We start from the raw sequence: 12,876 nt of genomic DNA, 5'->3' as shown, positions 1-12,876 counted from the left end.
GTCCGTCCGGTTTCATCGAGCCAGGGCTTGACCGGGTGATCGATCCTCTTTCAAGAAGATTTCTGAAGATGGACGGGCTGGTCAAGCCCGCACATGGCACGATCATTCCAGCGAGGCTCCCCTGTATTTCGTTCTTTCCAAGACCATCGGCACCGCGCTGCTGCCGATCAATCTCCTGATCGAGCTGGGAATCCTGTCGCTGCTGCTGATGGCGACGCGTTTTTCCGCGCTCGGCCGCAAGCTCGCCGTGACCACGCTGGTGCTGCTGGCACTGGCTGCGTTCTCGCCGCTCGGTAATCTGCTGCTCTATCCATTGGAATCGCGGTTTCCGGCATGGGACCCGGCGCGCGGCGCGCCCGACGGCATCATCGTGCTTGGCGGCTCCATCGACACGGATCTGTCGGCGGCGCATCGCACGCCAGTCGTTTCGCACGCGGCCGATCGCTTGTTTGCGCCGGCCGGGCTCGCGCGCCGCTATCCCAATGCGCGCATCGTCTTCACCGGGGGCACTGCGAATCTTGTCGAAACCGATTCCAGGGAGGCCGACTACTCCGCGCCGATCCTCGAAAGCCTCGGCATCGCGAAGGATCGCCTGATTCTCGATCGCGATTCCCGCAACACCTGGGAGAATGCGATCTTCACCAGGAAATTGGTATCGCCAAAGCCGGGCGAACGCTGGCTCCTGGTCACGTCGGCCTTTCACATGCCGCGCGCGATGGGGATCTTCCGCGAGGCCGGATTTGACGTCGAAGCCTATCCCGTGGACTGGCGAATGGGCGGGCGTGACGATCTCCTCTCTTTCACCAATGTCGGCGGCGACGGTCTTGCCAGGACCGAAGTGGCCGTGCGCGAATGGATCGGGCTCGTTGCCTACCGCCTGATGGGCCGGACTAGCGAGTTGCTCCCGGGACCGGCGAAGGACTAGAACCGTTCAAGAAACAATAAATAGCGCCGGCGCGCGACCGCCGGCCGGGAGGACGCCATGCAACAGCAGAGTGCAGACAGCATCGATCTTGCCGGCCTCGTCGCCGATCTCAACAGCCTGCTGCGGCTGAAGACCACGGTGATCGGCATGAAGCTGTTCGCGCGTACCGCGGAGATGGAGGCGATCCCGAAAATCCGGCGGCCGAACGCGGTCCACACCACAGACCAGATCGTCAGCATGGCCTCGCGGCTCGGCTGGACCGTCGGAATTACCGGCGACGATCTCGTCGGCGCGCAATGCCGCGCCGTGATCGGCCTTGCACCGCAGGACGAGAAATGGCTCGCCGGCGAAAACTATGTCGGGGTCTGGCACGGCACGGCAGAGGACGCGCGCAAACGCCAGGAGGCGCTGGACGTCGTTCCGTTCGGTCGGTACCAGGCGCTCGCGGTCAGCCCGCTCGCCAGCGGCCGGCTCGATCCGCCCGACATCTGCCTCGTCTACGCCACGCCGGGACAGATGATCATCCTGATCAACGGGCTGCAATATACCGGCTACAAGAAGTTCGAATGGGGTGTCGTCGGCGAGACCGCGTGCGCGGATTCCTGGGGACGGGCGCTCAAAAGCGGTGAGCCCAGCCTGTCCTTGCCATGCTATGCCGAACGGCGCTATGGCGGCGTGCCCGACGAGGAGATGCTGATGGCATTGAAGCCGGAACATCTCGCCAAGGCGGTTCTGGGCATGAAGGCGCTGGCCAAGAACGGCCTGCGCTATCCGATCCCGCCCTACGGTATTCAAAGCGACGTCCGTGCCGGCATGGGCGTGAGTTACGCGAAGAAGTAAAGGCCGACCATGAGCTCTGCGAAATTCGACATCATCGTCTACGGTGCGACCGGTTTCACCGGTCAGCTCGTCGCCGAATATCTGACCCAGCATTACAAGAGCGACAAGACGCTCAAATGGGCGATGGCAGGCCGTAGCCTTGGCAAGCTGAAATCGGTACGCGATGCGGTCGGCGCGCCCGGGAACACGCCGCTGATTGTCGCGGATGCGTCCGACGCGGCTTCGCTGAAGGCGATGGCGGAACGGACGATGTCGGTGATCACGACGGTCGGTCCGTATCAGCTCTACGGCGAGGAACTGCTCGCGGCCTGCGTCGCCACCGGCACGGATTATTTCGATCTCTGCGGCGAACCGATCTGGATGCGCCAGATGATCGACAAGTACGAGGCGGCTGCAAAAGAGAGCGGCGCGCGCATCGTATTTTCATGCGGCTTTGATTCCGTGCCGTTCGAGCTCGGTGCGTTCTTCGTGCAGGAAGAGGCCAAGCGCATGTTCGGCGCACCGGCGTCGCGCGTGAAAGGTCGCGTGCGCGATATGCGCGGCACGCTCTCGGGCGGCACCGCGGCGAGCGCGAAGGCGACCTTCGATGCGGTTGCCAAAGACATCAGCCTCATCACGATCCTGAACGATCCGTTCGCGCTGACACCGGGTTTCACCGGCCCGAAGCAGCCGAAGGGCAACAGGTCGCTGCTCGAGGAGGACCTGCAATCCTGGGCCGCGCCGTTCACGATGGCGCTGATCAACACGCGCAACGTCCATCGCTCCAACATGCTGATGGGCTTCCCCTACGGCCAGGACTTCGTCTACGACGAGATGGTCCTGACCGGCCCCGGCGAGAACGGCGAGGCCAACGCCAAGCTCGTGATGGCGGCCAATGCGGGCAAGACCGGCCCCGACGCACCGAAGCCGGGCGAGGGGCCGTCGAAGGAAGAGCGCGAAAACGGTCTCTTCGACCTGCTCTATATCGCGATCGCACCCGATGGCCGCATGGTTCGCGCCGGCGTCACCGGCGACCGCGATCCCGGCTACGGCTCGACCTCGAAGATGATCTCCGAATGCGCCATCTGCATGCTGCGTGACGCGACAGACGTCGCCGCGGGCTTCTGGACGCCGGGCGCAGCGATGCAGCACAAGCTGATCAAGCGGCTGGTCGAGCACGCCGGGCTGACATTCGCCGTGGAGAGATAGAGGCGGTCACTTGCCGCAATCGCGGTGTCATCGTCCGGCTTGATCGGACGATCCGGTATCCCAGAGATGGCACTGATCGAATCGAGAGGTCGCGGCGTACTGGATGCCCGCCTTCGCGGGCATGACAGCGTTCGCAACTACACCGCCCGCGCGTCGTACGCGTACATGAACTCCATGCTCTTCGAACCCAGCGGCAGCAGCCACTTCATCATCTGATTGCGGATCCAAGCGCCGGTGGCGCTGAATTCGCGCTTGCTGTTGCCGTTCCGGCGCGCCAGAGCGACGATCTTTTCCGCGCGCGGGCGTCGCTCGGCCTCGAAGGCCTGGAAGGTGGCGCCGAGCTCCTGGCCTTGCTGCATCAGCCGGGCGAGGCGCATCGCATCCTCCAGCGCGAGCGAGGCGCCCTGGCCGGCATGCGGGCTGGTCGCATGCGCGGCGTCGCCGATCAGCAGCGAGCGCTTGCGCGACCAGGTCGGCAGGGTCGCGACGTCGAGCGTGTCGGTGACCACAATGTTCTCGGCCGCGTCGATGATGGCGGGGATCGGATCATGCCAGCCGCGATGGAAGCCGCGCAGGTGCTGCTTCAGTGTCGCGGGGTCGAGCGCGCGGAACATCGCCGCGTCCATGCCGTGTGCGGGCTGCGTGCTCCACCACATCACGCCGTCGTTCGGATCGGGACTGCAATAGCCGTAGCCGAAGAAGCCACTCTGCCCGAACGTGGTCTCGACGTTCCGGCCAATCGGCCGGCCGTCGAGGACGGTGTGCGGAACGAAGCCGCCGAAGCCGATCAGTCCGGTGTCGAACGGTTGCGGTCCGTCCGGCACGACCTGGCGCCGTGCAACCGAGTGCACGCCATCAGCACCGATCAGGAAGTCGCCTTCGGCGGTGGTGCCGTCGGCGAAATAGGCGATGATCGGCTGGTCGCCGCGGTCCTCGATCTTGATCAGGCCCTTCTCGAAATACAGCGACACACAGGCACACCAGGCCTTGTCGATCAGCATCTCGTTCAGCGTGGCGCGGCAGACATTGACCGCCGGCTGGCCGAAGCGCCGCGCCATGTCGCGATTGATCGAGCCGAGTCTCTCTCCGCCTTGCGAATAGAAGTCGAACGACTCCGCGATCGAGCCGCGGCTGATCAGCTCGTTCGAAAGGCCGATCTCGTCCATGACTTGCATGCCGTTCGGTGCGATCTGAAGGCCGCCGCCGATGCCTTTCGAATAGGGCCAGGCCTCGTAGATCGCGGACTCGATGCCGGCGCGGCGCAACAGGACCGCGGCGACGGGGCCGGCGATGCCGGCGCCGATGATCAGGGCCTTGCGGGGACGGTTGGACATGGCTTGCTCCCGACGTTTCCGTGGTGCTAGGAGAATTAAGGTCGCTAAATCTCTTAGTGACTAAGATATATATCGACTAAGATATGAGGTCGGCCTTGTCAAGGACGAAGGCGCGCGCTGCGCTGTTGCAGGGGCTCGAGGAGGCGATGCGCCGATCGTCCGCGCAGGGCGTGCTCTATGGCCAGACGGTTGCGAACGTTGCCGGAATTGCCAATTCCGACCTGGAATGCATGGACATCCTGTATCTCGAAGGCCGCGTCACCGCCGGCCGGCTCGCCGAAGTCACGGGCCTGACGACGGGCGCCATCACCGGCGTGGTCGACCGGCTCGAAAAGGCTGGCCTGGTGCGCCGGGAACGCGACGATGCCGATCGCCGCAAGGTCTTCATTGCTGTCGTGCCGGAGGCGATAGAACGGATCGGCCAGTTCTACGTGCCGATGCAGCAGGCGATGGAGAAGGTTTTTGGCGGCTATTCCGACGCGGAATTGCGCCTGCTGCTACGCTTCGCCAATGAGGGCTACAAGGGCGTGCTCGCGGCGACCGCGGCGCTGAAGGGCCTGCTCGACACGCCGCCGGAGAAGCGCCCCGATCTCAAGCTGAAGAAGCTTCGTCGCCAGCCCTAGTCTTGTAGATCTGCGCGGCCGCGATCATGCCCCACATCGCGCCCAGCATCATCCAGAAGTGCCGCCAGTGGTCGGTGTCGATCACGAAACTTTCGCCGACTGTGCCGACGAAGGCGGAGAAGACGGCGAGATAGGCGCGCTGCCATGGCACACGGACGAAGATGTGCCTGATACCCATGATGACGGTCGTGAAGACCAGCGCAGGATAGCAGATGCCGGACAGCCAGCCGCCGGACATGAAGGCGTTGAGGTAGGAGTTGTGGGTGTCCTCGGGGAAGAAGCGGTGGAATTGCAGGGGGCCGATGCCGAACGGCAGGTCGAGCGCCATCTCCGCACCGAGGATGTGCCGGCCGAACCGGCCGAACCGGCCTTCGTCATAGCTCTGGTCGAAGCTCGCGCGCTGCTTGAACATTTCGGCGATGGAATCGAACGACATCAACACCGCGATCAGCGCCAGGCCCAGCACCGCGGCCAGGATCGCCATGACAATGATGCGCGAGCGCTGCGCGTTGGTGCGGCTGGTCAGCACCATCAGCGCCAGCATGAAGGCGGATGTCAGCACCAGCCCGCCCCAGGCGGCACGGGAGAACGCGAGCAGGATCGCCAGCGACATCATGCCGAAGGCAATGACGTTGCGGAACGCCTTGCCGAGCTTGTCGGAAACCACGCTCTGGAGGGAAAAAAGCGCTGGCAGGATCAGGAAGGCGCCGAGCACGTTCGGGTCCTTGAACGTGCCGCGCGCGCGTCCGTAAAGTGTGAGGAGGTCGTCTCCGCCGGGGACCAGGTGGAAGTAACCGGCGACCGCCGACAGCGAGGCGACCATCGCGCCGATCACGAGGCCGCGGCGGAGCATGTCGAGCCGGGCCGTGGTGTCCTCCGACGTGACCATGGCGAAGAACACGACCGTCACCGCCATGTACCAGGAGGTCGCAATCCAGCTCACCACCTCGGACTGTTCGAACAGCGGGATCGCGCTGATCGTGTAGCCGACATTGAGCAGGACCAGCATCAGCACCAGCGGCATCAGGGCGAGCCGCAGACGCAGGCCGGTGGCGAAGAAGGTGACAGTGGCCAGCAGCGTCACGATCTCGTAGGGGCTCGGCTCGATGAAGACAATCGCGCCGGAGGCGCCGACCAGCCACACCAGCGCACGCTGAAGGGCCAGCACGCCGGGCGCAGCGCGAACCGCTGCATTCATCTCCCCCGCTGTCGCCGCATACGCCATCACACGCTCACGCTATCGGTACGCCACAAAACACGCTCTCATCGTCCGCCTTGACCGGGCGATCCAGTACTCCGAGACAGCGAGGCTCTATAGCGGCGCCGCGGCGTACTGGATGCCTCGCCCCAGTACGCAATTGCGGACAAGGCGGAGCATGACGGAGAAACTCAGCTCAATACGCGTTCTCGTTCTTGGTCAGCAGCGACATCGGCGTCTTCAGCAGAATGACGAGATCGAACAGCACCGACCAGCTCTCGATGTAATAGAGGTCGAACTCGACGCGCTTCTGGATCTTCTCTTCGTTGTCGATCTCGCCGCGCCAGCCGTTGATCTGAGCCCAGCCGGTGATGCCGGGCTTGACCCGGTGGCGGGCGAAATATCCGTCGACGGCTTCGTCGAACAGGCGGCTCTGGAGCTTGCCTTGCACCGCATGCGGACGCGGGCCGACCAGAGAGAGATTGCCGGAGAAGACCACGTTGAAGAGCTGCGGCAGCTCGTCGAGGCTGGTCTTGCGGATGAAGCGGCCGACACGGGTGACGCGCGAATCGTTCTTGGTCACGACCTTCGAGGCCGTCGGATCCGCCTGATGATGGTACATCGAGCGGAACTTGTAGACGTCGATGCGCTCGTTGTTGAAGCCGAAGCGCTTTTGCCGGAACAGCACCGGGCCGGGGCTGTCGAACTTCACCGCGAGCGCCACCAATCCCATGACCGGCAGGGCCGCGAGCAGCGCGAGGGTGCCGACGATGCGGTCGAACAACCATTTCATCACCAGGTCCCAGTCGGTGATCGGCGCCTCGAACACGTCCAGTGTCGGCACCTCGCCGATATAGGAGTAGGAGCGGGGACGGAAGCGCAGCTTGTTGGTGTGCGCGGAGAGGCGGATGTCCACCGGCAGCACCCAGAGCTTCTTCAGCATCTCCAGGATGCGCGTCTCGGCGGAGATCGGCAGCGCGAACAGCACGAGATCGACGCGGGTGCGGCGGGCGAACTCGATGATGTCGTCGACCTTGCCGAGCTTGCGCGCGCCGGCACAAGTATCGAGCGCGCGGCTGTCGTTGCGGTCGTCGAACACGCCGAGCACGTGGATGTCGGAATCCTCCTGCACTTTCAGCGCCTCGACCAATTGTTCGCCGTTGCGGTCGGAGCCGACAATGATGGTGCGGCGGTCGAGCCGGCCCTCGCGCGCCCAGGCGCGCACCAGCGAGCGCAGCACCAGGCGCTGGCAGACGAGCGCGGCGAGCCCGAGGAAGTAGAAGGCGGCAAGCCACAGCCGCGATATTTCGCTGCCGAATTTGGCGAAGAAGGAGATGCCGATGAACAGCAGGAAGACGAACGACCAGGAGGAGATCATCCGCGTCATCTGCCGGAGCTGACCGCGGAACAGCTGCACTTGATAGATGTCGGCGGCCTGGAAGCAGACCACGGCGGAGATCGCGACGGCGATGATTTGCGCGGGATAAACCCAGCTGAAGGAGCCGGCGAGCGGCATGACATAGCCGAGATAGAGCGCGATGCCGACGAGGCTCAGCAGCGCGAAATCGGCTAGGCGGACGAAGCCGGTGATCACGATCGGCGAATAGGCGCGGGCGACCTTCTGGTTGACGATGTCCAGCGCGGCGGGCGAGAGTCGGCGGCGGCGCTCCACAAAGGGCGGGTCAGCCGGGTCCGCCGCGGCGCTGGTCGCGGCATCGAGCATCGAGCGTGCGTTGAGCGGTTCCACGGGCGTCCACGTCCATTCCAAAAACCCGCGGGACGCGTCCTTGCGCCCCGGGCGAGCATCCCCTGGCACATCGAGTATCGAACAAATCGGAAGATTCTCTAAAGCGGGCCTTAAGGATGGTTAGTGTTTGGTAAATGCGTCGCGATATCCCGCGAGCACGCCATCAACCATCGCCTGCTGAGAGAAATGCGCGGAGATGCGCTCGCGCAAAGACGATGCGCGCTGCACGGTCGCTTGCGGATTGTCGAGCGCGGCCGCAATCGCCTCCGCCATGGCCTCCGCGTCGCTCGGCGCGAACAGCGCCGGGCTCTCCGCCCCAAAAATCTCGGGGATGCCTCCGATTCTGGACGCGATCATCGGAATGCCGGCAGCACCGGCCTCGATTACGACATAGGGCATGGAATCGCCACGCGAGGGAACGACCAGCAGCCGCCCCTTGGAAAAGCCGTAGCGCGCCTTGACATGGCCGATGAAGCGGATGGCACTGGTCAGGCCAAGCCTCTCGACCTGCGCTTTCAACGCCGCGGTCTCCTCGCCATCGCCGCCGAGCGTCAGGGTGACCCTCTTGCCACCCTCGTGCAGGCGCGCCACCGCATCGACCAGCAGATCGGCGCCCTTGATGTGCCTGAACTCACCGACATAAGCGAGATCGGTGGCGTCGCCGGCGATGATAACAGGCTCGAATTCTTCCGGCGTCACACCGTTGAAGACGCAATGCACCACGCCCTTCGGCGTGCCGACGATGCGCTGATAGGTGTCGCGGGCAAACGCGCTTTCGAACAGAAACAGGTCGGTCGCGCCCATCAGCGTGCGCTCGAGCCGCGCGTAAAACTCGCCCTTGAGCGTGTTGAGGGGATAATGCAGCGAGCCGCCATGCGGGGTGTAGATGCGGATGGTGTCGTCGGAGCGCCGCCGCATGCGGATGAAAGCGCCAGCCTTGGCGCCGTGGCCATGCATGACGTCCGGCTTGAGCGTAGCGATCAGGCGCCGCAAGCGAAGCCAGACCAAGACATCGTCCGGCGACGGTTCACGGCGGATCGCCATCCGGTGCACGCCGAGCTTGAGTCGCGGTGCGAGCTCGGCAAGGGCCTTGTCGGCGCGCTCGCCGCCGGTGAGGCTGTCGGCGAGGATGCCGACATGATGGCCGCGGTCGACCTGGCCGTTGGCGACGTCGAGGATGTGGCGGAAGATGCCGCCGACCGGAGCGCGCACGGCGTGCAGGATGCGAAGCGGCTGGTCTTGAGAGGGGGGCATGATCAAAACCAGCGCTCGACGGCGAATGCTCGAACAAAACTCACGAAATAATCGAGACGGATTAAGAGCCCTCGTGGTTAACAAACGGTGACGAGCGCACCTGCGCGAGCTGCCGGATGCCGCGATTAACCCAGCGGCAACCTTAATGGAGTGTAATCGCCCCGGTTCAGGTAAGTTCGTGGCGTTGCGCCTGCGGGAGTGTTCGATGCGTTTAGCGTTCTGGCGTGGCGGCAAGGACAGGGCGGTGGTCGAGCGGGCCGTCTCGAAGGCCAAAGCCGAAACCAAGCAGGCCGAAGCCAAGCGGGCCGAACTCGCGCCCAGGATCGAAGCAAAGCCTGCGCCCGTTGCTCCGACGCAGCAGCCAGTCGAATCCGGCGACATCGACCTTCACGCGCTCGGTGCGGCGCTGGCGCGCAAGCGCGGCTGGATCATCGTGCCGACGGTGCTGGCACTCGTCGCGTCCGTCGCGATCGTCAATCTCGTCACGCCGCGCTACAAGTCTGAATCCCGCATCCTAATCGACGGCCGCGAGAACGTGTTTCTGCGCCCCAACAGCGATCGCGCCGAGGAGCGGCAGGCGCTCGACGCCGAGGCCGTCACCAGCCAGGTGCAGCTCGTGCTGTCGCGCGACCTCGCGCGCGAGATCATCAAGAAGAACAAGCTTGCGGAGCGGCCCGAGTTCGATCCGGTGCTGCAAGGCATTTCGCCGCTGAAGTCACTTGCGGCGCTGGTTGGCATCGGCCGCGATCCGTTCTCGATGACGCCGGAAGAGCGCGTGCTCGACGCCTATTACGAGCGCCTCCAGGCCTACGCCGTCGACAAGTCGCGCGTGATCGTGATCGAATTCCAGTCCGCCGATCCCGATCTCGCCGCGCGCGTCGCCAATTCAATCGCCGACGGCTATCTCGTGCTCCAGCAGGATGCGCGTCAGGACCAGGCCCGGAACGCGAGCCAGTGGTATGGCGGCAGGATCGACGAGCTGCGACGGAATGTCTCCGAGGCCGAAGCGAAGGCCGAGGATTTCCGCTCCAAGTCGAGCCTGTTCATCGGCACCAACAACACGACGCTGTCGAACCAGCAGATGGGCGAGGTCAACACCCAGCTCAACAATGCGCGCGCGCTCAAGGCCGATGCCGAGGCCAAGGCGCGCCTGATCCGCGAGATGATCCAGAGCGGCAAACCGATCGAGTCGTCGGAAGTGCTGAACTCGGAATCGATGCGCACGCCCTCCCAGCAGCGCGTGGCGTTGCGGGCGCAGCTGGCTGAGCAATCGTCGACATTGCTTGGCAACCACCCGCGCATCAAGGAATTGAAGGCGCAGCTCGCCGACCTCGACACCCAGATCCGCGACGAGGCCGCCAAGCTCGCCCGCACGCTCGAAAACGATGCGCGTGCCGCCAGCGGGCGCGTTCAGGAATTGTCCGCAAGCCTCGAGCAGCTCAAGAAGCAGGCGACGTCCACCAACGGCCAGGACGTGCAGCTCCGCGCCCTCGAGCGTGAGGCAAAAGCGCAGCGTGACCTGCTCGAAACCTATCTCGCGAAGTACCGTGAAGCCAACACCCGCGAGACCATCGATACCGCGCCCACGGATGGCCGCATCATCTCGCGCGCCATCGTCTCGAACATGCCGGCCTATCCGAAGAAGCTGCCGATCGTGCTGATCGCGACGATCGCGACCCTGCTGCTCTCGTCCGGCGTCGTCGTCACCGGAGAGTTGTTGCGCCAGACCGCGCCCCGTGCAGTCGCTGTATTCACGCCAGCGCAAACGCGGGCGTCGGCTCGCCAGGAACAAGTTGTTCAACCGATGGTCATCGAGCCGTTCGTCGATCCGGTCATGGCAGAGCCCGCGCCGCTTCAGCCGGAGATGACGGCCGATGCCGATGTCAGCGAATTCGCGGAGATCGAACGCCTGGCCGCTAGCCTGCGCGCCGCCGGGGCTGGGGCGAAGAAAGTCACGGTGCTCGGCACCGCAGCCGGCGAAGCCGTCACGCTGTCGACGCTGACACTGGCCCGGTATCTCGCGCGCGATGCGCGGGTTGTCGTGGTCGATCTTGCCGCGTCCTCGCCGACCATGGCCGCCATATCCGTCGACGCCTCCGCCCCCGGCCTTGCCGAGCTGATGCAGGGCGAGGCGTCATTCGCGCAAATCATCACCCGGGACAAGCTCTCGCGGCTGCATCTGGTCTTGGCCGGCCGTCCCGCCTTCGATCGCAGTCTGTTGCAGTCGCCGCGGGTGACCCTGGCGGTCGACGCGCTGCTGCGCGCCTACGACCACGTGCTGCTCGATGCCGGCAGCGCCTCCGACCTGCCGGCCGAACTGCTGACGGCGAATGCCCGCGCCGTCGTGGTGCCCGACGCGTCGATGGCGTCGGATGCGCGCGCGCTAATGTGCGAGCAGCTCAGCGCCGTCGGCTTCAGCGAAGTCACGATGCTGAGCAAGCCGGTGCAGCCGTCGAATGCGGTGGATGCGCCGCGCGTCGTGGCGGCGTAGGCAAAGACAGATTACCCGAACGCTCGTCGCAGCCGCTGCGCGAGGTCGAACAGCATCTGGTTTTGTTTCACCAGCCGCTTGCCGTGGCTCAGCGAGGACATTGCCATCGCCGCGAGTTTTCCGCGTGACGTCAGCGGAACAAAACTGTCGAAAATGTTCTGGTCGTCCTTGCAGAACATCCGCTTGTACTCGTCCGAGCCGATGCCAAGGTCGAGCGAACGGTAGCCGCGCTCGGCATAGCGGTCGATGATGTAGCGCATCAGGATCAGCCCGGGGCTGTAACGGGCGTGCTCGGACATCGTGTAGGTGTTGAACATCATCGAGTAGCGCTGGCCATCGGCGACGCCGGCGAAGATCGCGATCACCTCGTCGTCGCATTCGAGCGCGTGGATGTCGATGACGCGGCCTTCACCGCGCAGCGCAAGGCAGGCGCTGCGGACGAATTGCTCGACGCCGGGCTCGGCGAAGACGTTGGGAAGCTTCTGTTCGGCCATCCGCGCCGGCTTGACGCGGAAGAACCAGTCGAGCAGGCGGGTGACGTCCGTGTCCGTGGTCGCCAGGTGATAGCGATAGCCGGCGAGAGCCTGGAGCTTCTTCTCCTTGCTCTTGAGACGACGGCGGAAGGAATTGCTGATCCGCGACGCCGGCGGACCGCCCGGCTCCATCGTGAGCAGCGGGCAACCGTTAATCGCGCTCTGGCGCGGCAGGAGCACAAACGGATTCTGCTGGTCGTGCCAGTGCAGCGGCTGCTGCGTCAGTGCGAGCACGTCGACATGCTCGCGCAAGGACGCAAGCAGCGCGTCGAGATCGGCGATGGCAACCTGCGCTGCAAACTCGGCGTTCCACAAGCCCATGTTGAAGGAGGTATGCTTGCCGCCCATGAAGCAGGCCGTGCGCACGCCGTGGTTTTGGCGCAGCGAGAGCGGCAGCAGCAGGAGCGGCCGATGCTCGGCGTCGCGGGCAATGACGATGAAGGGGCGGGCGCGTTCGTGTTCGCCGACCAGGCCCTGCCAAGGACTGAGCAGGTCAAATCGCTGATAGGGCGTGAAGAGGTGACCGGGCTCCTCGAAGGCGCGCCAGACCGCCTCGGCCGTGCCGAGATCGGTGACGATATCGACATGCGCGATGCGGCTCGCTTTCGACCGCGCTGGCGATTCTGCCGTCCGGCTTTGCATCGCCGCAGCCATGGTCATTCGCGAAACCTGTCGAGAAATCAAAAATGTGCGTAATTCGGCCTGTGGCCGACCTTTGCAAAGAAATGTCAACAAAGGGTAAT

10 protein-coding genes are annotated in these 12,876 nt (G+C 64.6%); 5 read left to right on the top strand and 5 right to left on the bottom strand.

What is annotated here, in order from left to right:
- The first annotated feature begins 157 nt into the window (after positions 1 to 157).
- The 3 genes from ABIB00_RS14955 to ABIB00_RS14945 are packed head-to-tail and all read left to right on the top strand — an operon-like array spanning position 158 to position 2,953.
- Positions 158 to 925, top strand: coding sequence for a YdcF family protein (locus ABIB00_RS14955; RefSeq protein ID WP_354104977.1), 768 nt, complete (start codon positions 158 to 160; stop codon positions 923 to 925).
- 57 nt (positions 926 to 982) lie between these two features.
- Positions 983 to 1,765, top strand: coding sequence for a DUF169 domain-containing protein (locus ABIB00_RS14950; RefSeq protein ID WP_247349396.1), 783 nt, complete (start codon positions 983 to 985; stop codon positions 1,763 to 1,765).
- A gap of 9 nt (positions 1,766 to 1,774) precedes the next feature.
- On the top strand, positions 1,775 to 2,953 hold the full coding sequence (locus ABIB00_RS14945; RefSeq protein ID WP_354104866.1) for a saccharopine dehydrogenase family protein: 1,179 nt from the start codon (positions 1,775 to 1,777) through the stop codon (positions 2,951 to 2,953).
- Between the two features lie 137 nt (positions 2,954 to 3,090).
- Here the strand turns inward: ABIB00_RS14945 and ABIB00_RS14940 are convergent, their stop codons facing one another.
- Positions 3,091 to 4,287: an FAD-dependent monooxygenase gene (locus ABIB00_RS14940; protein WP_354104865.1), complete on the bottom strand. Its 1,197-nt coding sequence runs from the start codon at positions 4,285 to 4,287 to the stop codon at positions 3,091 to 3,093.
- A gap of 146 nt (positions 4,288 to 4,433) precedes the next feature.
- Between ABIB00_RS14940 and ABIB00_RS14935 the strand changes: the two genes are divergently transcribed.
- Positions 4,434 to 4,910: a MarR family transcriptional regulator gene (locus ABIB00_RS14935; protein WP_354104976.1), complete on the top strand. Its 477-nt coding sequence runs from the start codon at positions 4,434 to 4,436 to the stop codon at positions 4,908 to 4,910.
- Here ABIB00_RS14935 and ABIB00_RS14930 read toward each other — a convergent pair.
- The 3 genes from ABIB00_RS14930 to ABIB00_RS14920 all read right to left on the bottom strand — a co-directional run bounded on the left by ABIB00_RS14930 (position 4,879) and on the right by ABIB00_RS14920 (position 9,109).
- Positions 4,879 to 6,135, bottom strand: a complete 1,257-nt coding sequence (locus tag ABIB00_RS14930; protein ID WP_354104864.1) for an O-antigen ligase family protein — start codon at positions 6,133 to 6,135, stop codon at positions 4,879 to 4,881. The two genes, ABIB00_RS14935 and ABIB00_RS14930, sit on opposite strands and share 32 nt — an antisense overlap.
- A 169-nt stretch (positions 6,136 to 6,304) precedes the next feature.
- Complete coding sequence (locus ABIB00_RS14925) at positions 6,305 to 7,855, bottom strand: undecaprenyl-phosphate glucose phosphotransferase (RefSeq protein ID WP_354104863.1); 1,551 nt, start codon at positions 7,853 to 7,855, stop codon at positions 6,305 to 6,307.
- A 120-nt stretch (positions 7,856 to 7,975) separates the two neighbouring features.
- Positions 7,976 to 9,109 (bottom strand): glycosyltransferase family 4 protein, encoded by a 1,134-nt coding sequence (locus ABIB00_RS14920; protein WP_354104862.1) that lies wholly within the window; start codon positions 9,107 to 9,109, stop codon positions 7,976 to 7,978.
- Between the two features lie 205 nt (positions 9,110 to 9,314).
- Between ABIB00_RS14920 and ABIB00_RS14915 the strand changes: the two genes are divergently transcribed.
- A complete protein-coding gene (locus ABIB00_RS14915; protein WP_354104861.1) occupies positions 9,315 to 11,600 on the top strand; it encodes a GumC family protein in 2,286 nt (761 codons plus the stop codon).
- Between the two features lie 11 nt (positions 11,601 to 11,611).
- On the opposite strand, the gene ABIB00_RS14910 is transcribed toward ABIB00_RS14915, so the two are convergent.
- Positions 11,612 to 12,793 carry a GNAT family N-acetyltransferase gene (locus ABIB00_RS14910; protein WP_247349384.1) on the bottom strand — a complete coding sequence of 394 codons (1,182 nt, stop codon included), beginning with the start codon at positions 12,791 to 12,793 and terminating at the stop codon, positions 11,612 to 11,614.
- Positions 12,794 to 12,876 lie beyond the last annotated feature (83 nt).

It is taken from the genome of Bradyrhizobium sp. LB14.3 (assembly GCF_040547985.1).
Lineage (GTDB): Bacteria > Pseudomonadota > Alphaproteobacteria > Rhizobiales > Xanthobacteraceae > Bradyrhizobium.
This window is presented reverse-complemented; position numbering and strand designations above follow the sequence as displayed.

Bases quoted from the DNA above. Each gene is read 5' to 3' on its own strand.
- ABIB00_RS14940 (WP_354104865.1), bottom strand. From the start codon at position 4,287: ATGTCCAACCGTCCCCGCAAGGCCCTGATCATCGGCGCCGGCATCGCC.
- ABIB00_RS14935 (WP_354104976.1), top strand. From the start codon at position 4,434: ATGCGCCGATCGTCCGCGCAGGGCGTGCTCTATGGCCAGACGGTTGCG.
- ABIB00_RS14915 (WP_354104861.1), top strand. From the start codon at position 9,315: ATGCGTTTAGCGTTCTGGCGTGGCGGCAAGGACAGGGCGGTGGTCGAG.
- ABIB00_RS14920 (WP_354104862.1), bottom strand. From the start codon at position 9,109: ATGCCCCCCTCTCAAGACCAGCCGCTTCGCATCCTGCACGCCGTGCGC.
- ABIB00_RS14945 (WP_354104866.1), top strand. From the start codon at position 1,775: ATGAGCTCTGCGAAATTCGACATCATCGTCTACGGTGCGACCGGTTTC.
- ABIB00_RS14930 (WP_354104864.1), bottom strand. From the start codon at position 6,135: ATGGCGTATGCGGCGACAGCGGGGGAGATGAATGCAGCGGTTCGCGCT.
- ABIB00_RS14950 (WP_247349396.1), top strand. From the start codon at position 983: ATGCAACAGCAGAGTGCAGACAGCATCGATCTTGCCGGCCTCGTCGCC.
- ABIB00_RS14910 (WP_247349384.1), bottom strand. From the start codon at position 12,793: ATGACCATGGCTGCGGCGATGCAAAGCCGGACGGCAGAATCGCCAGCG.